This window comes from Kribbella sp. CA-294648 (genome assembly GCF_050943845.1).
GTDB lineage: Bacteria > Actinomycetota > Actinomycetes > Propionibacteriales > Kribbellaceae > Kribbella.
Map to the genome: position 1 here is coordinate 2,403,955 of NZ_CP191981.1, position 22,233 is coordinate 2,426,187.

Sequence of the window (22,233 nt, forward strand, 5' to 3'; positions counted from 1 at the left end):
AGGTTGCCTTCCCCCGGCGGCGGGGGAGCAGGTTGGTGAGTGGGGGCGGTCCAGGCCTTACAACCTCCGGTCGTGGCACTAAGCTCTTCGGGTGGAGACGGAGCAGGTGGTGCTGGTCGACGAGGCCGGCCGTGCGGTCGGGCGGGCCGACAAGGCGACGGTGCATCATGCCGCGACGCCGTTGCATCTGGCGTTCTCCAGTTACGTGTTCGACCAGCGTGGCCGGGTGTTGCTGACCCAGCGCGCGTTCGGCAAGCGGACCTGGCCGGGTGTCTGGACGAATAGTTGCTGCGGGCACCCACTTCCCGACGAGTCGCTGCAGTCCGCCGTACGCCGCCGGCTGGCCGACGAGCTCGGCCTGGTCGCGTCGACGCTGGACCTGGTTCTGCCCGCCTTCCGGTATCGCGCCGAAATGCCCGACGGCATCGTGGAGAACGAGTTGTGCCCGGTCTTCCGGGTCACCGTCACAACCGAGCCCGTCCCCGATCCGGCCGAGGTCGCGGCGTACGAGTGGGCCGAGTGGAGTGATCTCGCAGTACGGGCGGACCTCTCGCCTTGGTGCGTGCTGCAACTCGCCGAGCTGAACGCGCTCGGCGCCAACCCGTCGGAGTGGCCGGCCGCCGATCCCAGCGAACTACCTGCCGCCGCCCGCTTGGGCTGACTGGAGGGTCCGGAGCAGCTCGGCCCCAGACATCGAAACAACCTGGCCCGACTCGGCCGCGTGGATGAGGGCAGTCAGTTTGGCGTTCACCGGAGCGGTGCGGCCGAGCGACTCGGCCAAACCGACGACTTCGCCGTTCAGGTAGTCGACCTCGGTACGCCGCCCCGCCTGCAGGTCCTCCCACATCGACGACCGCGCCAGCGGATCGACGGCGTGCATCCTGGCGGCTAGTCGCCGGAAGATGAAGTCGGGCAGCCGCAGTACGGTCGGCATCCGGTGAGCCGGTAGAGCAGTGAGCTGAGCCGGAGTGATCCCAGCTGCCTTGAGCAGGTCGAGCGTCTCGCTCTGGGCCGCGGCGAGGCAGCGGCGGTAGTCGCGCTGGCCCAGCTCCTCGCGCAGGGGAAGCCCGGACAGCGCGTTGACCGGGTTGTTGAGGTTGAGCAGCAGCTTCGCCCACTGGACCGGCAGGATCTCGGCGTGCTGCTTCAGCGGAAGGCCGGCCCGCTCGAAGGCGTTCTCGAAGGGCTGCAGAGCCGGGTGCCGCTGGACGTCGAGCGCGCCCTCGGTCCCTTGGTGAAACGCCCCGCCGCCACGGTTGAGCACGTTGAACGGAACCATCCCGGTCAGCACGGTGTGGTTCGGAAGCCGCTCCTGGAGCACCTCGCCATTGCGGATGCCGTTCTGGAAACTGACCACGGTCGCCCCGGGCTTGAGTACCGCGGCGAGCTCGTCGGCGGCGTTCGCAGTACCGGCGGACTTGACCGTGACCAGTACCAGGTCAGCCTCCGCCGCAGCAGCCGGTGTCGTCGCGTAGCGAACCTGCTCAGCCGGTACTGCGAAGTTGGCGCCGAGGTGGTCGGTCAGGTGCAGGCCGTGCTCGGCCAGCTCGGCCGCGAGCCGTGGCCGGCCGACGAAGACGACGTCGGCCCCAGTGGCCGCGAGCCGTCCGCCGACGTAGCAGCCGATCCCGCCCGCGCCGTACACCGCGATCGTCATGACGTACCTCCCCATCTGCTCCATCGTCGACCTCCATCCAAGCGGATCGGCGCGCCGGTGGCTCACTTTGCGGAGTCGGGCGCAGGGGATTGGGTGACACCGCCTCGACGCGCGACACTAGTCCGGTGGCGCACAGTCTGTTGTTGGTCGAGGACGACCCGCGCATCCGGCGCGTACTGCGGCTCGCCCTGGAGGCCGAGGGGTACGACATCTCCGAGGCGGCCAACGGGCTGGACGCGCTGACGGCGCTGCGGCGCGACCCGCCGGACATCGTGCTGCTCGACCTGATGCTGCCGGACCGGGACGGGTTCACCGTCTGCCGGGAGATCCGGCGGACCAGCGCCGTACCGGTGATCATGGTGACCGCGCGGACCGCCAGCCAGGACGTCGTCACCGGGCTCGAGGCGGGCGCCGACGACTACGTGACCAAGCCGCTGGTGGCCAAGGAGTTGTCGGCCCGGATCAGGGCGTTGCTGCGGCGGGTCGAGCCGAACGGAGCGCCGCTGCGGGAGCGGGTCGTCGTCGGCGAGCTGGAGATCGACGTACCAGGAGCCGCGGCGTTTCGCGACGGCGAGGCATTGCCGCTCACCCGGACCGAGTTCAAGCTGCTGCTCGAGCTGGCGAACATGGAAGGCCGGGTGTGCAGCCGCGAGCACCTGCTGTCGAAGGTGTGGGGCTACGGGTACTTCGGGGACAGCCGGATCGTCGACGTCCACGTTCGCCGGCTCCGGCTGAAGATCGAGCGGGACCCGGCCGCTCCGAAGCACCTGGTCACGGCCCGGGGCCTCGGCTACCGATTGGTGAGCTGACCGTGCTCGGGCGTTTCGGCCTGCGCGACCGGGTGATGCTGGCCTACGGGCTGCTCGCGCTCGGGCTGTCCGGCGTACTGGCGCTGTTCATCTTCGGGGTGGTTTCCAACTACCTCACCAATCAGCGGACCTCGTCGGCGATCGTGGAGACCAAGGACAACGCGCAAACCCTGCACTACGGGCTCTACGGTCTGACCCCGGACTGCCAGGCCGTGCGCCGGCACGACACCGAGTGCCAGTCGAGCGTCGCGGTGCCACCGAACAAGGTGATGAACCTGGTCAAGGCGCTGCCGTCCACCGACTCGGCCGCCAAGCTGCTCGGCTACAACGGCAGCTGGTACACGGTGTCGGCGCAGCCCGACGATGTGCCGGCCGACATGGTGTCGACCGCGCGGAGCGGGATCGAGGTGCATCGGCGGATCGAGGTGGATGGCCGGCAGGTGCTCGCGGTCGGAGTGGCGATGGGGACCCCCGGCGAGGCGTACTTCGCGCTGCATCCGCTGGCGAAGCTCGACAACACCCTGCAGATGCTGAAGATCACGCTGGTGCTGGCCGCGCTGGTGACCGCGATGCTCGGCCTGGCCGTGGGACGGCTGGCGAGCACGCTGGCGTTGCGGCCGCTGGCCGAGCTGACTCAGGTCGCGGCGCGGGTTGCCCGGGGGCAGCTCGATGCCCGGTTGGCGGCGGAGAACGATCCGGACCTGGGTGGGCTGGCGCGCTCCTTCAACCACACGGCGGCGGCGCTGGAGAAACGGGTGGCCGCCGACGCGCGGTTCGCCGGCGACATCAGCCACGAGCTGCGGACGCCGTTGATGACGATGATGAACTCGATGCAGCTGATCCAGAACCATCGCGCCGAGCTGCCCGGGTCGGTCCGCGAGCCGCTCGAACTGCTCGGGGACGATCTGGACCGGTTCCAGCGGCTGGTGGTCGACCTGCTGGAGATCTCGCGGGACGACGGCGGCGACCAGGGCACCCGGGAGACGGTCCGGATCGCCGACCTGGTCCGCGCCGCCGCGGACGCGACCGCCGGGCGGGAGATCACCGACGTCGCACCGGAGGCGGCCGAGCTGACCATGGAGGCGGACAAGCGGCGGCTCGAACGCGTGATCGCCAACCTGGTCGACAACGCCGAGCAGCACGCGGGTGGTTGCAAGGGAGTCAGCGTCAAGGCGGGCGGCCTGGGCGTCATCGTGTACGTCGACGACGCGGGCCCGGGCATCCCGGCGGCCGACCGCGACCGCATCTTCGAACGCTTCGGTCGCGGCGACTCCTCCCCGGACAACCGCACCGACGCCCAGCGCGGCGGCATCGGCCTCGGGCTGGCCATCGTCGCCCGGCACGTCGAATGGCACCACGGCACCATCGAAGCCAAAGACCGCCCCGAAGGCGGCGCCCGCTTCATCATCGAACTCCCCGCCCACCGCCCCGAATAAATCGGCTGACGGGCTGAACGCCTCCGCCTACTCTGGGGGCATGGCTACTTGCCTCTGTGTCTAGCTGCGGACCCGCTTCCTGACCCGAAGTGCGTCCACTCGCTATCACGGAGAGTAACCATCATGATCACCGTCCGCGGTGTAGATATTCGCGTCGGCGCCCACCTGCTGCTGTCCGACCTCTCGTTCCACATCAGCCCCGGCGACAAGATCGGCCTCGTCGGCCGCAACGGCGCGGGGAAGACCACCTTGCTGAAGGCGCTGGCCGGTGAAGACCGCCCGGCGAGCGGCACGATCGCGTCCACCAGCTCCGTCGGCTACCTGCCGCAGGACCCGCGCGCCGCCGACCCCGCCGTCACGGTCACCGCCCGGATCCTGTCCGCCCGCGGCCTCGACCTCGCAGTACAGAGACTGCGGAAGGCCGAAGCGGCGATGAGCACCACCACCGGCGAGGCCCAGGAGCGGGCCATGGCTGCTTATGCCAAAGCAGAAACCCAGTTCCAGGCAGCCGGAGGGTATGCGGCCGAAGCCGAGGCTGCTCGTCTCGCGGCCGGTGTCGGCCTGCCCACCCGCGCCCTCGACCAGCCGGTCGGCGAGCTCTCGGGCGGTCAGCGGCGCCGGGTCGAGCTGGCCCGCATCCTGTTCGCCGAGCACGACACGCTGCTGCTCGACGAGCCGACCAACCACCTCGACGCGGACTCGGTCGGCTGGCTGCGCTCGTTCCTGCTCGGCTATGCCGGCGGCCTCGTGGTGATCAGCCACGACCGCGAGTTGCTGGCGGCAACGGTCAACCGGGTCTTCCACCTGGACCCGCACCGGACGACGATCGACATCCACAACACCGGCTGGAAGAAGTACCTCGAACAGCTCGATCTGGACGAACGCCGTCGTACCCGGGAACGGCACGTCGCCGAACGCAAAGCCGCCGTCCTCCACGCGCAGGCCGACAAGATGCGCGCGGGCGCGTCGACCGCCATGGCCGCCAAGAACATGGCCAGGCGGGCCGACAAGCTGCTCACCGACCTCGAGCCGGTACGCCGTGCCGCCCGCGTCGCCAAGATCCGCCTTCCGGACCCGGCCCCATCCGGCCGTACTCCGTTGGCGGCCAACGGTCTGACCAAGGCGTACGGCGCGTTGCAGGTGCTCAACGGAGTCGACCTGGCCGTGGATCGTGGCAGCAGACTGGTCATCCTCGGCCTCAACGGCGCGGGCAAGACCACCCTGCTCCGCATCCTGGCCGGCCGCGAACAGCAGGACAGCGGCCGGGTGGTGCATGGACACGGGCTGCGACTCGGGTACTTCGCGCAGGAACACGACACGCTCGACCTGGCCGGTACGGTCCGGCAGAACCTGGCGTCCGTCGCGCCGGGACTGACCGACGGCGAAGTACGGAACGTGCTCGGGTCGTTCCTGTTCAGCGGGGACGACGCGGACAAGCCGGCCGGTGTGCTGTCGGGCGGGGAGAAGACCCGGCTGGCGCTGGCCGGCCTGGTCCACTCGGGCGCGAACGTGTTGCTGCTGGACGAGCCGACGAACAACCTGGACCCGGCCTCCCGCGGCGAGGTGCTCGGTGCTGTCGGCAACTATCCGGGCGCGATCGTGATGGTCACCCACGACGAGGGCGCCATCGAGGCTCTCCGGCCGGATCGCGTCCTGATCCTCCCCGACGCCACCGAGGACCTGTGGACCGACGACTACCTCGACCTGGTCTCCCTCGCCTGACCCGGCCGGCGTTCGACCGGACTGTTCGCTCGCTATGCTCGCCGACCAACGATCAAGGGAGAGTCTGTAGATGACGGAACGACTTTGGTTTGTGACCGGGGCCGGTCGAGGGCTGGGGCGCGCCTTCGCCGAGGCGGCGCTGGATCGTGGTGACCGGGTGGTCGCGACGGTTCGGCGCGAGGGCGTGCTGGACGAGCTGGTCAAGATGTACGGGGACCGGCTCGTTCCGCACCGCCTCGACGTCACCGACCGGGCCGAGGTCTTCCGGGTGGTCGACGAGGTGGCCGCGACGGTCGGCGTACCGGATGTGGTCGTCAACAACGCGGGCTACGGGTTGGTCGGCGCGATCGAGGAACTGTCCGAGGACGAGGTCCGCGCGCAGTTCGAGGTGAACCTGTACGGCGCGATGTGGGTTTCGCAGGCCGTCCTGCCGCATCTGCGTGAGCGGGGATCGGGGCGGATCGTCCAGGTGTCGACGGTCGGCGCGGTCGGGCACATGCCGCTGTTCGGTGCGTACAACGCGAGCAAGTGGGCGCTCGAAGGCTTCAGCTCCGCGCTGGCGGCCGAGGTCGCGCCGCTCGGCATCGGCGTACACCTGGTGCAGTTGGGTGGTTTCGCGACCGACTGGTTCGGGTCGAGCATGCAGTACGGCACGGCCCTGCCGGCGTACGAGGCGACGCGGGCGGGCATCTTCGGGATGCCCGGTTACCCCACGCCGGAGATGGTGCAGGAAGCCGGGCCGTCGACTGACGAGTCACCGCGGGTCGCGGCGGACGCGTTGCTCGCGCTCCTCGACGAACCGGAACCGCCGCTGCGCAAGGTGATCGGTACGGGCGCGCACGACATGGTCCGGATGGCGCTGGAGTGGCGGCGAGACGACTACCAGCGCGACCCGGCCTTCACCTGGCCCAGCGCGACCGAGGCGAAGGGCGCGACCGAGCCGACCCAGACGACTCAGTCGCCCGAGTGAGCTAGAGGCGCTCTTCCAGGTGGACGGTGATCTCGTCGCCGGGGTTCTTGCCCAGGAGCTCCCGGAGTTCGCCTTTCACCGGGAGCTTGTGGGTGCCGTCGCCGAGGGCCATGAACGAGCTCTCGAACGGGTGCCCGTCCATCGTGCCGCGGACCTTCACCAGGCCGCGGGTGCCGAAGTACTCGGCGGAGCCCGGCATCTGGAGATACGTCCAGCCGCCCTTGGCCGGGCTCTTCTGCAGCGGCGCGGTGAACGTCTTGTCCAGTTTCGTGGTCATGATGTTTCCTCCTCGGGATCGGCCTTCACTGGGTACGTAGAGGCTGCGATCCCGTTTTCGACACAGTGCGAGGATGATCCGGTGACATCTTCTCTGAGTATTCGGCGTGGCGGGCCCGGCGACGTCCAGGCGGTCCTGGGTCTGCTCGACAAGGCCACCGAGTGGCTGGTCGCCAACGGCCGGACCGACCAGTGGGGGACCGAGCCGCACTCGACCAACCCGCGCCGGATCGAGCAGATCGAGGGCTTCGAGGCCGGCAAGGGCCTGTGGATCGCCGAGCTGGACGGACGGGTGGTCGGGGCGCTGGCCGTGGGTGAGGCGACCGCCTACGTGCCGCCGGCCACGGAGCCTGAGCTCTACATCCGCCTGCTCGTGACCGACCGGGCGTCGAAGGGCACCGGCATCGGCACCGAACTGCTCGAGCATGCGCGCATGCTGGCGCGCGAGCTCGGGGTCGGGCTGCTGCGCGTCGACTGCTTCGGCGGTGGCGACGAAGCCCTCATCCGGTACTACGAGAAGCAGGGCTTCACCCGCGCCGAGCCGTTCGGCGTACCGGTCAATGATGCGCAGTGGCCGGGTCAGGTCCTGTATCAGCGGCTGTGACATCAGGGACCGGCCGATGCACCTCGCCGTGCGAGTCACTGCAGTGAGCAGCCTGTACGTCGGCTGACGCGTGGTCGACCTGGAGCGTCGCGTGGGTCAACTGGTGTCGCTCGGCCAGGAGCGTCTCGATCCGGCCGCGGATGTCGTGGCAGTCGAGTCCTTCGCTGACCAGGATGTGTGCCGACACGGCCGGCTCGCCCGACGTGATCTCCCAGACGTGCAGATCGTGCACCTCGACCACACCCGGTACTGCGCACAGCTCGGCGCCGACCATCGCCGGGTCGAGCCCGGCCGGAGCGGCCTCGAGGAAGATGCGGCCGGAGTCACGCACCAGCCCGATCCCCGCCTTCAGCATCAGCGCGGCGACGATCAGCGCGGCGATCGCGTCGGCCCGGGCGAAGCCGGTGAGCAGGACGACCAGACCGGCGATCGCGGTGGCGACGAACGCGAACAGGTCGTTGAGGATGTGCTGGAAGGCGCCTTCGACGTTCAGGCTGGAGCGGTTCGCCTTGCTGATCAGCCAGGTGGCGATCAGGTTCACCACGATGCCGACCACGCCGGTGATCAGGACCAGGCCACCCTCGACCTCCGGCGGGTCGATCATCCGCCTGACCGACTCGTAGACGAAGAACGCGGCGAGCAGGAGCAGCGTGATGCCGTTGGCCTGGGCCGAGAGGATCTCCACCCGCTTCAGGCCGTAGGTGAAACCGCCGGCCGGCGGCCGGGCCGAGAGCCGGATCGCGATCAGGGCCAGCGCGATCGCGGCGGCGTCGGTGAGCATGTGCGCGGCGTCGGTGATCAGCGCGAGCGAACCGGCCGCGAACCCGACGACGACCTCGGCGGCCATGAAGGCCAGGATCAGCGCGAGCGCCCAGCTCAGCAGTTTCCGGTCGGCCGCGGCGCTGACGCCGTGACCGTGACCATGGCCGTGACCGGCGCCCATCAGCCACGCTCCGGGTGGATCGCGTCGGTGTGCTCGGTGTGGGCGACGGCGAGGTCGACAAGCATCCGGACGTGTGCGTCGTCGAGCCGGTAGTACGCCATCCGCCCGTCCCGGCGGACCGAGACCACCCGGTGCGCCCGCAGCAGCCGGAGCGCGTGCGACGTGGCCGACTCGCTCATCCCGGTCACCGCGGCGAGATCGCAGACGCACAGTTCGCCGTCCAGCAGCGCGACCAGCAACTTGAGCCGGCGCGGATCACCGAGCAGGCCGAACACGTCGGCCGTGTCGACGACATCCTGCTCCGAAGGCATCCTGGCGTGGACGGCCTCCACCCGCTCCGGATCGACCAGCCGCACCGCGCACCCGTCGATCGCCGCAGGCGATTGCACATCTGCAGAACTCTTCATACGTCCACTCTAGGGCATGCGCGGCATGAGAGCGACCTCGTACTCGACCTGGGGGAGCGGGGCTCCGTCGCCGAAGTCGCGCTCGGTGGTGGCACCGGTCTCACGGAAACCGGACTTCTCATAGAAGCGGCGCGACTGAGGAGTGTCCCGCAGGGTCCACAGGTGTACTGCGGTGAGCCCCTCGGCCCGCAGTTGGCCCAGCGTCTCGGCCATCAGAGCCGCCGCCACACCACTGCCCCAGCCGTCCGGATGTGCGTAGAAGCTGTAGATCTCGGCCAGGCCGGCCCGCTGCGACGACGGGACAGCCCAGGAGAAAGCCAGCGGGCGCCCGTCCTGCTCGGCCAGCAAAATCAACCCCTGAGGATCGGTGACCCGCTCGTGCCACCGGGTCAACCGCGAAGCGATCTCACCCGCCGCGAAGTCCTTGTCGAAGAACGGCGCGTACGCCGCCTCCCACGACGCCGCATGCACGACCCCGATCGCCGCACCGTCGCCCGGAGTCGCCCGCCGTACCTCGATCTTCGGCAAGTCCAGAACCAAGATCGGCTGCGACCACGTCACCCGTCCGCGCGCCGGACGCACGCCCACCCGCCGAGCGCCGACCGCGAGGTAGAAGCCCTCCGATGGCGGGTGCGAAACGATGTGGATCCGCCGCAATCCGAGCCGCGCGGCCTCGCGGCGCAGATCGGTCATCAGCAACCGCCCGATGCCGGCACCTTGCTGGTCGTCGGCAACGAACAGATAGTCCAGCTCGCCTTCGCCCGGCTCACCGCGACCCGGGATGAGCAGCGTGTAGAACCCCGCCAGTTGCCCGTCGTCCTCGACCACCCGCGCCGGGTTCTTCTCCAGATAAGCGGCATCGATCGTCTGCTCGGAGATCATCGCCCGGTACTCACCGTCGTAGGCGGCAGACGTCCGTACCAACCGGGTGAGAGCCGGGCCATCGGCAGCGACGGCAGCTCGAATCTTCAGGTTCACGTCGGCAGCATATGCGACCTAGTCGCATGTAACGCAAGATGGACAGCGCGTTCCCTGGGCCCCGCGCGAGTGAACTCTTGCTGGATGCTGCGGAGTGTGCAGGAATGTAACTGCACGTAATTGGGGGAAGCTTCGGCGCTGTAGCTGTGGGGGCGAAATGCCGATGGTTGCGACGGTGGTGGGGGAGGACGACCTGACGCCCGCTGATTTCCGGTGGGTCGGCGGGATGCTGGCCGTGCTGGCGGCGCTGTGGCTGGCGATGAACGAGATCAGCCTGCTCGCGGCCGGCTTCCTGGCCGAGGGCGGCTCGTCGTTCTCGTTCAACGGGATGAGCGGACCGCTCGCGGCGACGGAGTACGGCGAGTGGCACGGGAAGCTCACCAGCGAACAGCTGAACGACTGGCTGCCCTTGCTGGCGATCTATCTGGTGCTCGACTTCGTCTTCATCGCTCTTTACGTGCCGGCGCTGAGACGCTTCGTTGCCATCGGCCCGGTTCTGATGCTGGCCGGCCTCGACGTGGCCGAGAACGTGCTGACCTACTGGCTCGGCACCGAGCGTTGTGCCGCCGGCGACTGCGTGTCCAACCTGCAGGCGATCATCCTCATGCTGATCACCACGCTGAAATGGGCCGCTCTCGTTGCCGTGCTGATCCTGTTGGTCCGCAGCCACTGGTCGAAGGTCAAGGCAGCGTTCCCACGGGTCCGCCGAGCACTGTGGATCCAGCGGTTCAGCCTGCTCGCCTTCCTGCCACTCGCTCTGCTCGCGATCGTTCCCGGCGCAGGTGTCCTCGACCAGCTCCCCGACGTCCAACGCAGCTGGATCGACACCGGTACTGGCGTCCGCCACGCCCTCATCGCCGCCCTCCTGTACTACGCGGTGCTGCTTCCCGCCCTCTTCCTGCTCGGCCGGCTCCGTGCCGACTGGGCCGTCCGGCGGGTCAACGGTGCCGACCATGATTGGCCCTTCTTCAACCAGGCTGGTGAACCCCGCCGCCACAACCTCAAGCTCTGGATCATCGGCCCGACCCTGCTCCCGGTGGTGGCGCTCCTGATCGCTGTGCTGGATCAAGGTGAGGTCTTCAAGCGACGGCTTCTCGTGTTCTGCGTGATCCCCGTGCTGGTGCTGGTCCTGTCGTACATCTTCCGCAAGAACCTGGAGGTCGAGCCGAAGCCGCTCCGTCCGGTCGGGCCGTGGTTCCCCCGCGACGTGATGGTCGCCGGTGACGTGCTCGCCGTGACGGCGGTGTCCCTCGGCGGCCTCGGCCTGGTCCGCGCCTTCACGGGACTCGCGGCCGGTGACGCGGTCGGGCTGTTCGACTCGTCGTACGTCGTCCACCCGTCGGTGGCGCTGGTGATCGGGGTGGTGCTGGCCGTCGCGCCGTGGCTGCTCTCGTGGCCCGTGCAGGCAATCCATCGATGGGGCCGGCCGAACACCACCGGCCTGCTCGGCTGGTACGGCCACCTCGCCACTCCCGGCGTCAATCCCAACGGACAGACGCAGGTCGATGCGGAGCCGCGGAGCAAGGTCCGGTCCGGATTGGTGTTCGGTGCGGCCGTCGCGATGCTGCTGCTCGGGTCGTTCCCGCGACGGATCGCCGAGGCGGTCGGCGTACTGGCGGCGACGATGCTCGGGCTGGCGACGCTGATGATCCTGATCGCGGTGATCGTGGCGTACGCCCAGGAACGGCAACCACCCGAGGTCTTCCAGACGCCACTGCTGAGGCTGCGTGCGACGCCGGTCATCGGCCTGCTGATCGTTGCGATGGTGGCGACGGCCCTGATCGGCGGCAAGACCGAGGTGCATCCGGTGACGGCCGACGCGACCGCCGAGCCGCCGGATCGCCCGACTTTGCGCGAGGCGTTCGATGCGTGGGAGCGGCAGCCGACGCGGTGCACTGTCCCGTTGCAAGGCGGTCTCACGTTGCGGCCGATGGTGATGATCGCCGCCGAGGGTGGCGGCATCCGCGCGACGTACTGGACCGCGTCGGCTCTGGAGAGAATCAGTACTGCGGGCAATGGTTGCGCGAAGCATGCAGTGTTGTTCTCCGGCGGTGCCAGTGGTGGCGCTTTCGGGTTGACGGTCGCCCGGTTCCACGATCGGCCGTTGAGTGCGGTCAAGGCGATGGCGGGTCACGAAGCGCTGGGAGCCGCCACGATCTCGTTGATGTCGAGCGATCTGCTCGCGAGTGTCGCCGGACTGCGGTTCGATGCGGCCGCGGAGTACCGGACGCCTTCGCGGCAGCCGCTGGATCGGGCCGGGCTGATGGAGACGGCGTGGGAACGCAAGGTCCCTGAGCTCCGCACGTTGTTCCTGCCGGAGGACGGGAGGGCCGACGACGCGATGACCGGGCAGCTCATTCTGACCACGACCGCGGTTCGCAATGGCTGTCGCGCGCTGGTGAGCCAGGTCGATCTCAGCGAAGGAGCCAGTACTGCGAACGGCTCGCCCGTCTGCGGCGCCGGGGTGGCGGGCGCGCACAATTACGATCTCTTCGGCGCCTTTGGACGGACAGCGGATCGGAAGGACGATGGGTGCGTCGGCAACTTGCAGGCGCTGAGTGCGGGGCTGCTGGCGAGCCGGTTCCCCTATGTCACGCCGTCTGGTGTCGTTGGCGGTTGTGGTGATCTGAAGCCGGCCCAGTTGGTGGACGGTGGCTACACCGACAACACGGGGATCGGCACGATCGTCGATCTCGCGCCGACGTGGGGAGCCGCAGTACAGGAGCACAACGACGAGGTCCTTGCCGCGGGCACCGGTGAGATCGTGGTACCGCTGGTCGTCTACGTCGAGAACGGCACCGGTAAGGACTACAGCGTCGGCAACGACGATCCGGTGGAGGGGATCGGCCCAACCTTCAAGTCCGGCACCAGTCTCTCCTCCGTCCCCGAGTTGCTGGTGCCACCGGCAACAAAGCTGATCACGGCCAAGGAAGATGGCACCAACGACCGCGCGTTGCTCCAAGAGGCGCGAGCTGCCGCGTCCGAGCAGCTCTGCTCGGAGTCGACCGCGTGCACCGAGCTCCGCAAGAAGCTGCCGAACTCGGTGTACGTGATCAGCCAGAGCACCCAGCCGTCACTGGCCGCGCCGCTCGGCTGGACGCTGTCGAAGGCCAGTCAGAACGACCTCGACAACGACCTCCTGCTGCAGGCCGACAAGCAGTGCGCTCCGGACTGCCGCGGCTACGGCACCCTGCACGACCTACTAGTTGCCCTCGGCATCAGCTGAACAGGTTGGCGAGCTCGGGCCAGCGATCCGCCTTGCAGTAGACGGGCACGATCTCGAGCGGTACCTCGCGGGTGACCAGGCCGCGGGGGACCGGTTCGCCCGTCCACACGTCGATCCAGTCGCCTTCCGGGAGGTACGTCGTCCAAGTGGTGGCGTTCGGTTCGAGGATCGGGTTGATGAGGAGGTCGTTGCCGAGAAGGTACTGGTGTGGATGGTTCCAGATCTCCTCGTCGGCCGGGTGGTCGAAGAAGAGCGGGCGCATCAGCGGGCGGTCGGTGGCGATCGTCAGGGCGGCCTGCTCGGTGAGGTACCCAAGGAGGCGCTCGCGGAGTTCGGCGTACCGACGGAAGAGCGGGACGACGCGGTCGTCGCCGGTGGTCTCGGCGACGTGCCACGGGGTGCGGTCGCGGAGTGGGAGTTGGTGGTGGTTGAACTCCGAGTGGTACTGCATGATCGGCATGAACACCGAGGCCGCGGCCGCGCGCAGATAGAGTTCGGCGTCGGGGACCGGGCCGGAGAAGCCGGCCAGATCCCAACCCCAGTAGACGATTCCGCAGGATGCCGCGGTGAGGCCCGCTGTCACCGATGCGCGGTAGGCCTCCCAGGTGGAGTCCTCGTCGCCTGCCCAGAAGATGCCGTGCGCCTGCGAACCGGTGAAGCCGGCGCGGGAGAACGTCACCGGAGCTTTGCCGGCCGAGCGCAAGAGGTCACCGAACGCGCGGGCGTAGTGCACGGGGAACAGGTTGTTGCCTTCGTCACCGCGTTTGCCGTCGGCGTACTGGAGATCATGTCCCCAGGCGTGCTCGCCGCCGTCGGTCTTGAAGCCGTCCACGTCGAGGTCCTCGACGAGGTAGCGCCGCTTTGCGGTCCACCAGTCGCGGGTGCGCTGGGTGGACAGGTCCGGCATCAGCGCCTTCGGGAACCACCAACCGCGGTTGTAGTACGGCGTACCGTCGGCTTCCAGTACTGCGTGTCCTTCGCGAACCATCGCCTCGGCATCCGCGGCCACCTGACCTTGGTCGAACTCCGTCTTCTGCAACGGGATCTGCCACAGGATGACTTTGATGCCCCGCGCGTGCAACTCGTCGATCATCGCCTTGGGATCGGGCCAGGCGCCGTCGTGCGGGTACTCGAAGTCGGTCGCTTGGTGGGCGCTGCCGTCGGCAGTGACCTCGTACTTGGCGTCACGCCAGATCGTGATGCCCTCCTCGTCACTCCACGCCTCGATCACCACCGCTCCGACCGGGATCTCCAGGTCGCGATGCGCGTCCATCCGCGCCATCACCAGCTCCTGCGTGTTCCACTCGTTGCCCGAAGCCCACAACCGGAAGACCCACTCGGGCAACTCCTCAGCCCGCCCCACCTCATCCAGAAACTGCGTCAGCACTTCCTGCGGTGACCCTTCATAGATGCCCAGCTCAACTACCGCCTCGTTGCCAAGAGCAACCTCAACGACAAGCTCGCCGCCGTCCGACGAGTACCACGTACGCCGCGAAGTCCGCACATGAAAACCCCACCCGTCCCCACCCGTCACATGAGCGAACGGCATCGGCAGATAAGTCCGCCCATGCACCCCCTGCGACTTGTACTGCTCAAACACCACCGCATCCAGCGACTTCCCCCGCTGATCCAGAGAGTCATACCGCTCCCCAAACCCCACCAGCCGCTCCCCGTCAGCCAACGCCAACCGGAACCGAGCCCGATGAACCCCCTGCGAGGAGACCAGCCACTCAACACCCCGCACACGCTCCCCACCACCCCCCAACTCGCCGCCAGTGGCTTCCCAAGCAGCAGGAGAAACCTCAAACCACTCGGTCGTCCCCACCAGTTCGCCAAGGCGGAGGTGGTCGGGGGAGGAGGCGCCCGCGCCCCCGACGCCAGGGCCTGCCGGCCCGGCGACCCCACTCACCCCCGCACCCTGCGCGCCAGCCTCCGCGCTCCCCGCCCCAGCCTCCGCGCCATGCGCGCTCCCCGCACCCTGTGGGCCGGCCTCCGCGCCTCGCTCGCCCCGCGCGCTCTCCGCGCCCCCGCGGTACGCGTGGAAGCGGTACTTCACGGGCTCTGTGAGCGGCGGGGTGACGACTGACCAGCCGCCGTCGCCGGCGATGGCGGCTGCTTGGGCTTCGGCCAGGTGGCCCTCGCCGCCTGCCAGGGCGGCCGCGTCTGCGGCGTCCGCCTCGGCGCGGGTCAGGGTCAGCTCGACGGACCCCCACTCGCACACCACCGCGGTGACGTCTGCGGAGGCGACCACCCCCAGGCGCACTTGTTCGCCGGTGAGTGGTTGGACCGGGATGCGTTGGTCGGGGGAGGTGGCGTAGGGGTGTTCGATGCCGTGGGGGCGATGGGTGAGCATCAGGAGTCCTTGTCAACCTTCGTGATGCCGAGTTCGTCGGCGAGGATCAGGTACATGCCGTGGGACCAGAGGAGCGGGCTGGCGACCGTTCCCCAGCGGGCGATCCACTCGTTGAGGGAGCCGGGGTGGAGCAGGTGATGGGGCACCTGCTCCGGGAGGTCGCCGTGCTCGTCGACCTGGTCGGCGATCCACCGCAGGTGCCGCAGAGCACCCGCCGTGTCGCCGGCCGCCGCCAGATTCCACCCGAGCAGCGCGGACAACAGGATCCACTGACCGCCGCCGTAGAACACATCGGCCGTGAACCGATGCACCCCGCCGTCGAAGTCCAGATCCTTCGCAACGGCCGCCCGGGTCATCGACGCCAGCGAGTCGTCCGGAGCGACCAACCCGAACGGCACGATGCAGGCCGGCAACGACCCATCCACCGCCGAGCTGCCGAGCCACTTCACCAAGTGCCCGTCGACGATCCCCTCAGCCGTCACCAGCGAGCGGATGTCAGCGGCAACCTTCAGCGCCGCCGCCGACCACCGTGCCGACCGCAACGCCTCACAGGTGCCAACAGCAACCAGCCCACCATGGATCGCGCCGAGCGTGGAGACGTGCCGGTGCTCGACGTGCTCCTCCCACCAGTCGTAACAAGGCCGGTCCCAGAACGCCACCAGGTAGTCGACCGCAACGTCGATCCCCTCCCGCCAGCGCGACAGGTCCAACCCGTGCCGGGTCGCATGTGTGACCACCGCCCACAACCACATCCCGTAGCCGTCGGTCTGGAAGTCCCACCACGGATCCGACCCGTCCTCACCGTCGAAGGTGAACCGCGTCGGCAACATCGCCTCGTTCGACGGCGTCTCACCCCGCGCCTGCGCCGCGAGCAGACCGTCGACCTGCGCGCGGCGGCCACGCAGTACGCCGTCCACCCAGTCGTGGAAACGCCCAGCCGAGGCGACATCGCCGTACCGCGAGATCCCCTCTGCGGTGAAGGATCCATCCCGCAGCCACGCGTACCCCTTGTACGCCGAGAAGGTCGGCGAGGCCGGGTAGGCCCCGCCCGCATCCTGGTGCTCGGTGATGACCGCGTGGCTGTGCTCGGCCAGCGCACGCAGCCGCGTGAGTTCCGGCAGCGCCAAAGTGGAGATCATCGAGTCCTTCACTTCTTCAGCAGGCCGTTGACCTTGGTCTGGGCATCGGCCAGCGCCTTCTCGACCGGCTTGCGGCCGGCCGCGGCGGCGGTCAGCTCAGCGGTGACCAGGTCCTGCATCTCCTGCTGGCGCTCGATCACCGGCGGCAGCACGGTCTCCTCCAGTGCGGCGAACACCGCCTTGCGGTTCGCGGGCTTCTGCTGGTCGAGGTACGGCGCCAGCTTCGCCTCGTCGGCGACCGGCGGCAGCTCCCAGGAGGTGGCCAGCCGGGTCTTGGTGGTCTCGTCCGAAGAGGCGAGGAAGGTGATCCACTTCTGCGCGGCCTCCGCGTTCTTCGAAGCTGCCGACACGACCAGGCCGTTCACGAACATCGCCGACGCCTTCTTGGTGTTACCCGGCTCGACCACGACGTCCCACTCGAACGGCGCCGCCGCCATCGCGCTGAACATCCAGATCCCGGTGTGCCACATGGCGAGCTTGCCCGACTTGAACAGCTTGGAGTCGAAGTCCGGCGTACCGGCGCCGTCGGCCTCGGTCGGCATCGTCTTGCCGACCTTGTCGATCAGGAACTTGGCCGCCTCGACACCGGCGGGGGAGTTGAAGGTCGCCTCGGTCTTGTCGGCGTTCAGGAACTCGCCACCGTTCTGCGCGAGCACCTTGTAGAACTCGTTGTACGACACCGGCTGGTAGTCGCCCCAGACCTTCGCACCCTTGTTGGTCAGCTTGGCCGCCGCGGCCTGCTCGTCCTTCCAGGTCCACTCGGCCGTCGGCTCGGCAACGCCGGCCGCCTTGAACAGCGCCTTGTTGTAGAACAGGACGACGTTGGAGAACGACTCCGGTACGCCGTACTGCTTGCCGCCGTCGTTGAACGCGTCGACCAGCGACTTCTTGTAGACGCTCGTGTCGACGTTCTTCAGCTCGGCCAGCGAGCCGTTCTTCGCGTAGGTGACGAAGTTCTCGTAGTTCAGTTCGAACGCGTCGGCCGCGGTGCCACCAGCCACCGAGGTCTGCAGCTTGGTGAAGTAGTCCGCGTACGGCACGGTCTCGACCTGGACGGTGATGTTCGGGTTGGCCGTCTGGAAGGCATCGACGATCGCCTTCAGGTCCTTCTCGTGGCCGTCGTTGGAGGAGAAGTTCATGTAGCGAACGACCGACTTGCCCTCCGGCGCGGCGGCTTCCTTGGTGGCCGATCCCTGCCCGCAGGCGGTCAGCGTGAGTGCGAGCGCGGCCGTCAGTCCTAGGCCCACGGTTTTGAGATGACGCATGGCGGTTTCCTTCACTCTCTTACTTGATGCCGGTGTGGGCGACACCGGCGATGATGTGGCGCTGCGCGAGCAGATACACGATGGCGATCGGGACGATGGAGACGACGGAGCCCGCCATCACCACGTCCCACTGGGTGGTGAACTGGCCCTGCAGAGTGGACAGGCCGAGCGGGAGCGTCATGAACTCCGGCGACCTGATCACCACCAGCGGCCAGAGGAAGCTGTTCCAGCTGCCCATGAACGCGAACACGGCAACGGTCGCGAGCGCGGGCCGGATCAGCGGCAACACGATGGTGGTGAAGATGCGCAGGTGACCGGCACCGTCGATGGTGGCCGCCTCGTCCAGCTCCATCGGTACTGCGGTGACCGCCTGGCGGAGCAGGAACACTCCGAAGGCCGACGCTATCGTGGGCGCCAGCAGAGCGAAGTACGTGTCCTGCAGGTTGAACGTCTTCATCTCGATGAACAGCGGGACGACGAGCACCTGCAACGGCACCATCAAGGTGGCCAGGTAGAAGCCGAACACGACGTTCTTGAGCGGGAAGTGCAACCGCGCGAACCCGTACGCCGCCATCGAGCCGGTGACGAGTTGCAACGCGGTCGAGGCGATCGCGATGCCGAGCGAGTTGAGGATGATCCGCCACATCGGGATCGCGTCGAGCAGCGTCTGGTACGCCGCCAGGGTCGGGTTCTCGACGACGAGTTTCGGCCCGTCGGCCAGCGAGCCCTCCGGGGTGATCGAGGTGATCACGGTCCACAGGAACGGGAAGAGCATGATCGCGGCGCCGGCCAGCACAGCGGCGTACAGGGCGAGCTTGGCGGGGAGGGATCTGGTGTCACGCATAGTGCACCCACCGGCGCTGGCCGCGGATCTGGACCACGGTGATGAGCAGGATGACGGCGAAGAGGATCCAGGACAGCGCGGAGGCTTCGCCCGCCCGGCCGTAGCGGAAGGTGAGGTCGTAGATCTGGCCGACCACCACCTGGCTCGAGCCCTGCGGCCCGCCGGCCGTCATGACGTAGACCTGGTCGAAGACCTGGAAGCCGTTGATCAGCGAGATCACCACCACGAAGAAGGTCGACGGGGAGAGCAGCGGGAGGGTGACGCGCCAGAACCGTTGCCAGGCGCTCGAACCGTCCACCTTCGCGGCCTCGTAGATGTCGCTGGGGATGGCCTGCAGACCGGCGAGCAGGATGACCATCACGAAGCCGAGGTCCTTCCAGGCCGACGACAGGATGACGGCCGGGAGCGCCCAGTGCGGATCGGTCCACCAACCTGGCTCCGGCAGACCGATTGCCCCGAGCACCTGGTTGACCAGGCCGTTCGTTGGATTGAGCAACCACTTCCAGACCAGCGCGACGACGACCCAGCTGGTGACGACCGGCAGGAAGTACGTCGCCCGGAGGAAGGCGCGGCCCTTGAGTTTCTGGTTGAGCGCGAGCGCCAGCAGGAGCCCACCGGCGTACACGATCGGCAGGTAGCCGGCGACGTAGATCAACGTGTGCAGGAAGACCCGCCGGGTCATCTCGTCACCGAGTAGGTTCTGGTAGTTGCCCAGTCCCACCCATTCCATCGGCGAGATCAGGTTCCACTTGTGCAGGCTCACCCAGAACGACGACACCATCGGCACCAGGGTGAAGACGAACAACGGGATCGCACTCGGCAGCAGGAAGAAGAGCACCCAGCCAAGCCGCTTCCACCCGCCGGACTTCCGGGTCCTGGTGTGCGCGGGCCTCGCGTTCGCCTTCATCGGGCCTCCAGCCGGGCGCGGACCAGGCGGCTTTGTTCGCCGCCGTTGTTGGCGGAGTCGAAGGGGGAGGAGAGCACGAGGGAGGCGGCGCCGCGGGCCCACTGGTCTTCCGTCCACGGTTCCACGACGACGGCAACGTCTTTGCGGGCCGGTAGCAACGATCGGCGGAACGACGGCTCGAAGCCGGTCTGCCAGAACTCCCAGCCGTCCACGCCCTCACCCATCAGCACGACGACCTCGGGATCGACCGTGTGGATCACCCCGGCGAGCGCGCGACCGAGCATCCCGCCGGCCTCGGCGAAGAGCTGTTGCGCCTGGGCGTCGCCAGTGGTTGCTTCCCGCAACAAGGTGGCGAGGTTGCCGCGCGGACCGACCACCTTCCGGGCGCGCGCAGTACGGGCGATGCCGGCGGCGCCGATGTAGGCCTCGAGACAGCCGGTCGAGCCGCAGGTGCACGGCGGCTGCTCGGTGTCCGGCGACCAGACCGGGATGTGCCCGATCTCGCCGGCTCCACCGTTGGCGCCGCGGTAGATGCCGCCGTCGACGACGATCCCGCACCCGATCCCGCGCCCGATCGTGACGACCAGGTACGACGAATGGTCGCGCCCGATCCCGTACAGCCGCTCGGCCGCAGCCAGCGTGTTGACGTCGTTGTCGACCAGGACCGGCGTGCCGATCGCGGCGCGCAGTACAGAACCGACCGGTACCGACGACCAGCCGAGCGTCGGGGCGTCGACGACGCCGGACGCCTGCGAGTCGACCGACCCCGGTACGCCGACGCCGACGCCGAGCAGCCGGTCGTCCAGCTCGGCGACCTGCTTGGCCAGGATCTGGCCGAGTCGCTCGATCGCGTCGCCCGCGCCCGGGTCGTAGTCGAGCTCCACCGAGGACCGCACGGTGCCGTCGAGTTCGACCGTCACCACGGCCACGTGATCGGCCGTCACCTTGGCCCCCAGCGCGACCCCTGCGTCGGTCACCAACCCGAGCAGCCGGGCAGGCCGGCCACCCTTCGAGGGCACGGACTCCAGTTCCTCGACCAACCCGCGAGCGATGAGGTCTTTGGTCACCTGCGTCACCGTCGCTGGACTCAACCCGAGCCCCTTGGCGATCTCGGTGCGCGAAGTGGGCCCCTGGGTCCCCAGCAACCCGACAATCCCCGAAGGCACCAGGTCGCCCCGCGGAATCGGTCCCTGCCCACTCGCCACGCGCTCTCCTCGACTTACTTCGTCACTAAATTTAGTGAAAAACTAAGGGTGGCCGGAGAGGCTGTCAAGAGGTCCGCGCCCCGAAGAACAGGAGGTGCCCGGCCGTGCACTGTCCGTAGTCGGCTGCTCAGGCGTGGCGGTGGCCGACGAGCAGCAGGACCTCCTGTCGGTTGGGACGAACTGTTGACCTGGTGTGGGGAGCGGGGTTAGCGTCCGGGGGACTTCCTTCGGTGACCTTAGTAAGGGGGTGGGCGGATGCAGCCGGTTCGAGCCGGGAGCAAGGAGTTGATCCGGGAGATCAACTCGTCGCTGGTGCTGGGGGAGCTGCGCGGCGGGCTGGTGTCGCGGACGGAGCTGGCCAAGCGGACCGGGCTGAGTCTGCCGACCGTGTCCGAGATCGTCGGCGAGCTGATCGGCTCCGGCGTGATCGAGGAGCGGGAGACCGCGTCGTCCGGCGGCGGCCGGCGTCCTGTGCTGCTCGGGCTGAAACCTGATGCCGGGTACGTGATCGGGATCAAGGTGACCGAGACGCGGGTGATCGCCGTACTGACCGACCTCAACGCGGGAATCGTCGGACGGGTCACCGCACCGGTCGCCACCGATGACGTCGGGACCGTCGTACGAACCGTGGCCGCTGTGGTCAAGAAGTTAAGAGCGAAGGCAAGTCCCGTGTACGGCGTCGGTGTCGGGCTCGCCGGCGTGATCGACCGAGCCAGTGGGGTCGTGCGGCACGCGACGTACTCAGACTGGCACGACGTCGATCTCGCCACGCTGCTGGAGAAGCGCATCGGGCTGCCGGTGGTCGTCGACAACGACGTCAACACCCTGGTGGCCAGTGAGCAGTGGTTCGGTGCCGGTCGCGGTGTCTCCGACGTTGCCGTGGTCAGCATCGGGCGCGGTGTCGGCCTCGGGATGGTGCTCGACGGCCGCCTGTACCGCGGAGCGGGGGGTGGGGCCGGCGAGTTCGGGCACACCAAAGTCGAAGCTGGCGGCCCGCTGTGTGACTGTGGCGGTCGTGGCTGTCTGGAAGCGCTGATCGGTGAGCCCGCCATTCTCGCCGCCACCGGAACCACCACCATCGAACAAGCCGTCGAGCGCGCCCGGGAGGGCGACGAGGCGGCCCGTGACATTTTCGATCAAGTCGGCCGCACCTTGGGGACGGCCGTCGGCAATCTGGTCAACCTGCTGAACCCGAAGCTGATCGTTCTCGCCGGTGAGGGCACCAGAGCGAGCGACCTCTTCCTTCCCGGCTTCGACGAAGCCCTGCGCCAAGCGGTGTTCGACGGACTTCAGCGTGACCTGGAGGTCGTCGTCGACGACTGGGACGACGAGGCCTGGGCGCAGGGCGCCGCGGGCCTGTTCCTCGGTGAACTCTTCCAGCCCAACCTCCGCCCGGACGAAACCAACCGCCCTTCTTTGACTACCCGCACCGCCTGATCACCCCACCCGCTCCGGCGGGATCACCCACCCGCTCTGTGGGATCACACCGGCC

General features: G+C 68.4%; 19 protein-coding genes. 8 read left to right on the forward strand and 11 right to left on the reverse strand.

From position 1 onward, the window contains the following. The first annotated feature begins 91 nt into the window (after nucleotides 1-91). Nucleotides 92-661 carry an isopentenyl-diphosphate Delta-isomerase gene (gene idi, locus ACQPYM_RS11695; RefSeq protein ID WP_433019166.1) on the forward strand — a complete coding sequence of 190 codons (570 nt, stop codon included), beginning with the start codon at nucleotides 92-94 and terminating at the stop codon, nucleotides 659-661. Here idi and ACQPYM_RS11700 read toward each other — a convergent pair. After that, nucleotides 635-1,657: a 2-dehydropantoate 2-reductase gene (locus tag ACQPYM_RS11700; protein ID WP_433019169.1), complete on the reverse strand. Its 1,023-nt coding sequence runs from the start codon at nucleotides 1,655-1,657 to the stop codon at nucleotides 635-637. The two genes, idi and ACQPYM_RS11700, sit on opposite strands and share 27 nt — an antisense overlap. 125 nt (nucleotides 1,658-1,782) lie before the next feature. On the opposite strand from ACQPYM_RS11700, the gene ACQPYM_RS11705 reads away from it, so the two are divergent. The 4 genes from ACQPYM_RS11705 to ACQPYM_RS11720 all read left to right on the forward strand — a co-directional run bounded on the left by ACQPYM_RS11705 (nucleotide 1,783) and on the right by ACQPYM_RS11720 (nucleotide 6,594). Then, on the forward strand, nucleotides 1,783-2,466 hold the full coding sequence (locus ACQPYM_RS11705; protein WP_433019171.1) for a response regulator: 684 nt from the start codon (nucleotides 1,783-1,785) through the stop codon (nucleotides 2,464-2,466). Nucleotides 2,467-2,468: 2 nt separating this feature from the next. Continuing rightward, nucleotides 2,469-3,902 (forward strand): ATP-binding protein, encoded by a 1,434-nt coding sequence (locus tag ACQPYM_RS11710; RefSeq protein WP_433019174.1) that lies wholly within the window; start codon nucleotides 2,469-2,471, stop codon nucleotides 3,900-3,902. Between the two features lie 123 nt (nucleotides 3,903-4,025). Further along, complete coding sequence (locus ACQPYM_RS11715; protein WP_433019177.1) at nucleotides 4,026-5,624, forward strand: ABC-F family ATP-binding cassette domain-containing protein; 1,599 nt, start codon at nucleotides 4,026-4,028, stop codon at nucleotides 5,622-5,624. 70 nt (nucleotides 5,625-5,694) lie between these two features. Next, nucleotides 5,695-6,594, forward strand: coding sequence for an SDR family NAD(P)-dependent oxidoreductase (locus ACQPYM_RS11720; RefSeq protein WP_433019180.1), 900 nt, complete (start codon nucleotides 5,695-5,697; stop codon nucleotides 6,592-6,594). 1 nt (nucleotide 6,595) lies between these two features. Here the strand turns inward: ACQPYM_RS11720 and ACQPYM_RS11725 are convergent, their stop codons facing one another. Further along, on the reverse strand, nucleotides 6,596-6,871 hold the full coding sequence (locus ACQPYM_RS11725) for a DUF1905 domain-containing protein (RefSeq protein WP_433019183.1): 276 nt from the start codon (nucleotides 6,869-6,871) through the stop codon (nucleotides 6,596-6,598). An 81-nt stretch (nucleotides 6,872-6,952) separates the two neighbouring features. Between ACQPYM_RS11725 and ACQPYM_RS11730 the strand changes: the two genes are divergently transcribed. Next, entirely contained in the window at nucleotides 6,953-7,474 is a 522-nt protein-coding gene (locus tag ACQPYM_RS11730; protein WP_433019186.1) for a GNAT family N-acetyltransferase, read from the forward strand. Here ACQPYM_RS11730 and ACQPYM_RS11735 read toward each other — a convergent pair. Genes ACQPYM_RS11735 through ACQPYM_RS11745 form a run of 3 tightly spaced genes read right to left on the reverse strand, consistent with a single transcriptional unit; the run spans nucleotide 7,428 to nucleotide 9,802 of the window. Next, complete coding sequence (locus tag ACQPYM_RS11735; RefSeq protein WP_433019189.1) at nucleotides 7,428-8,417, reverse strand: cation diffusion facilitator family transporter; 990 nt, start codon at nucleotides 8,415-8,417, stop codon at nucleotides 7,428-7,430. The genes ACQPYM_RS11730 and ACQPYM_RS11735 overlap by 47 nt on opposite strands. After that, nucleotides 8,417-8,824, reverse strand: a complete 408-nt coding sequence (locus ACQPYM_RS11740; protein WP_433019192.1) for an ArsR/SmtB family transcription factor — start codon at nucleotides 8,822-8,824, stop codon at nucleotides 8,417-8,419. Before ACQPYM_RS11740 ends, ACQPYM_RS11735 begins: the two co-directional genes overlap by 1 nt. Nucleotides 8,825-8,833: 9 nt before the next feature. Then, on the reverse strand, nucleotides 8,834-9,802 hold the full coding sequence (locus tag ACQPYM_RS11745; protein ID WP_433019195.1) for an N-acetyltransferase family protein: 969 nt from the start codon (nucleotides 9,800-9,802) through the stop codon (nucleotides 8,834-8,836). A 157-nt stretch (nucleotides 9,803-9,959) separates the two neighbouring features. Here ACQPYM_RS11745 and ACQPYM_RS11750 point away from each other — a divergent pair, with 157 nt between their 5' ends. Further along, complete coding sequence (locus tag ACQPYM_RS11750) at nucleotides 9,960-13,028, forward strand: hypothetical protein (protein WP_433019198.1); 3,069 nt, start codon at nucleotides 9,960-9,962, stop codon at nucleotides 13,026-13,028. Here ACQPYM_RS11750 and ACQPYM_RS11755 read toward each other — a convergent pair. Genes ACQPYM_RS11755 through ACQPYM_RS11780 form a run of 6 tightly spaced genes read right to left on the reverse strand, consistent with a single transcriptional unit; the run spans nucleotide 13,021 to nucleotide 20,741 of the window. After that, a complete protein-coding gene (locus ACQPYM_RS11755; protein ID WP_433019201.1) occupies nucleotides 13,021-15,381 on the reverse strand; it encodes a TIM-barrel domain-containing protein in 2,361 nt (786 codons plus the stop codon). The genes ACQPYM_RS11750 and ACQPYM_RS11755 overlap by 8 nt on opposite strands. Next, entirely contained in the window at nucleotides 15,381-16,520 is a 1,140-nt protein-coding gene (locus tag ACQPYM_RS11760) for a glycoside hydrolase family 15 protein (RefSeq protein ID WP_433019204.1), read from the reverse strand. The genes ACQPYM_RS11755 and ACQPYM_RS11760 overlap by 1 nt, the downstream gene beginning before the upstream one ends. An 8-nt stretch (nucleotides 16,521-16,528) precedes the next feature. After that, complete coding sequence (locus tag ACQPYM_RS11765; RefSeq protein WP_433019207.1) at nucleotides 16,529-17,785, reverse strand: ABC transporter substrate-binding protein; 1,257 nt, start codon at nucleotides 17,783-17,785, stop codon at nucleotides 16,529-16,531. Between the two features lie 19 nt (nucleotides 17,786-17,804). Further along, nucleotides 17,805-18,629, reverse strand: a complete 825-nt coding sequence (locus tag ACQPYM_RS11770; protein ID WP_433019210.1) for a carbohydrate ABC transporter permease — start codon at nucleotides 18,627-18,629, stop codon at nucleotides 17,805-17,807. Beyond that, nucleotides 18,622-19,536: a carbohydrate ABC transporter permease gene (locus ACQPYM_RS11775; RefSeq protein WP_433019213.1), complete on the reverse strand. Its 915-nt coding sequence runs from the start codon at nucleotides 19,534-19,536 to the stop codon at nucleotides 18,622-18,624. The genes ACQPYM_RS11770 and ACQPYM_RS11775 overlap by 8 nt, the downstream gene beginning before the upstream one ends. Continuing rightward, a complete protein-coding gene (locus ACQPYM_RS11780; protein WP_433019216.1) occupies nucleotides 19,533-20,741 on the reverse strand; it encodes an ROK family protein in 1,209 nt (402 codons plus the stop codon). The genes ACQPYM_RS11775 and ACQPYM_RS11780 overlap by 4 nt, the downstream gene beginning before the upstream one ends. Before the next feature lie 255 nt (nucleotides 20,742-20,996). On the opposite strand from ACQPYM_RS11780, the gene ACQPYM_RS11785 reads away from it, so the two are divergent. Next, on the forward strand, nucleotides 20,997-22,178 hold the full coding sequence (locus ACQPYM_RS11785) for an ROK family transcriptional regulator (protein WP_433019219.1): 1,182 nt from the start codon (nucleotides 20,997-20,999) through the stop codon (nucleotides 22,176-22,178). The last annotated feature ends 55 nt before the right edge of the window (nucleotides 22,179-22,233 follow it).

Bases quoted from the DNA above. Each gene is read 5' to 3' on its own strand.
- ACQPYM_RS11770 (WP_433019210.1), bottom strand. From the start codon at position 18,629: ATGCGTGACACCAGATCCCTCCCCGCCAAGCTCGCCCTGTACGCCGCT.
- ACQPYM_RS11740 (WP_433019192.1), bottom strand. From the start codon at position 8,824: ATGAAGAGTTCTGCAGATGTGCAATCGCCTGCGGCGATCGACGGGTGC.
- ACQPYM_RS11785 (WP_433019219.1), top strand. From the start codon at position 20,997: ATGCAGCCGGTTCGAGCCGGGAGCAAGGAGTTGATCCGGGAGATCAAC.
- ACQPYM_RS11725 (WP_433019183.1), bottom strand. From the start codon at position 6,871: ATGACCACGAAACTGGACAAGACGTTCACCGCGCCGCTGCAGAAGAGC.
- ACQPYM_RS11700 (WP_433019169.1), bottom strand. From the start codon at position 1,657: ATGACGATCGCGGTGTACGGCGCGGGCGGGATCGGCTGCTACGTCGGC.
- ACQPYM_RS11720 (WP_433019180.1), top strand. From the start codon at position 5,695: ATGACGGAACGACTTTGGTTTGTGACCGGGGCCGGTCGAGGGCTGGGG.
- ACQPYM_RS11765 (WP_433019207.1), bottom strand. From the start codon at position 17,785: ATGCGTCATCTCAAAACCGTGGGCCTAGGACTGACGGCCGCGCTCGCA.
- ACQPYM_RS11775 (WP_433019213.1), bottom strand. From the start codon at position 19,536: ATGAAGGCGAACGCGAGGCCCGCGCACACCAGGACCCGGAAGTCCGGC.
- ACQPYM_RS11755 (WP_433019201.1), bottom strand. From the start codon at position 15,381: ATGCTCACCCATCGCCCCCACGGCATCGAACACCCCTACGCCACCTCC.
- ACQPYM_RS11715 (WP_433019177.1), top strand. From the start codon at position 4,026: ATGATCACCGTCCGCGGTGTAGATATTCGCGTCGGCGCCCACCTGCTG.
- ACQPYM_RS11760 (WP_433019204.1), bottom strand. From the start codon at position 16,520: ATGATCTCCACTTTGGCGCTGCCGGAACTCACGCGGCTGCGTGCGCTG.
- ACQPYM_RS11750 (WP_433019198.1), top strand. From the start codon at position 9,960: ATGCCGATGGTTGCGACGGTGGTGGGGGAGGACGACCTGACGCCCGCT.
- ACQPYM_RS11735 (WP_433019189.1), bottom strand. From the start codon at position 8,417: ATGGGCGCCGGTCACGGCCATGGTCACGGTCACGGCGTCAGCGCCGCG.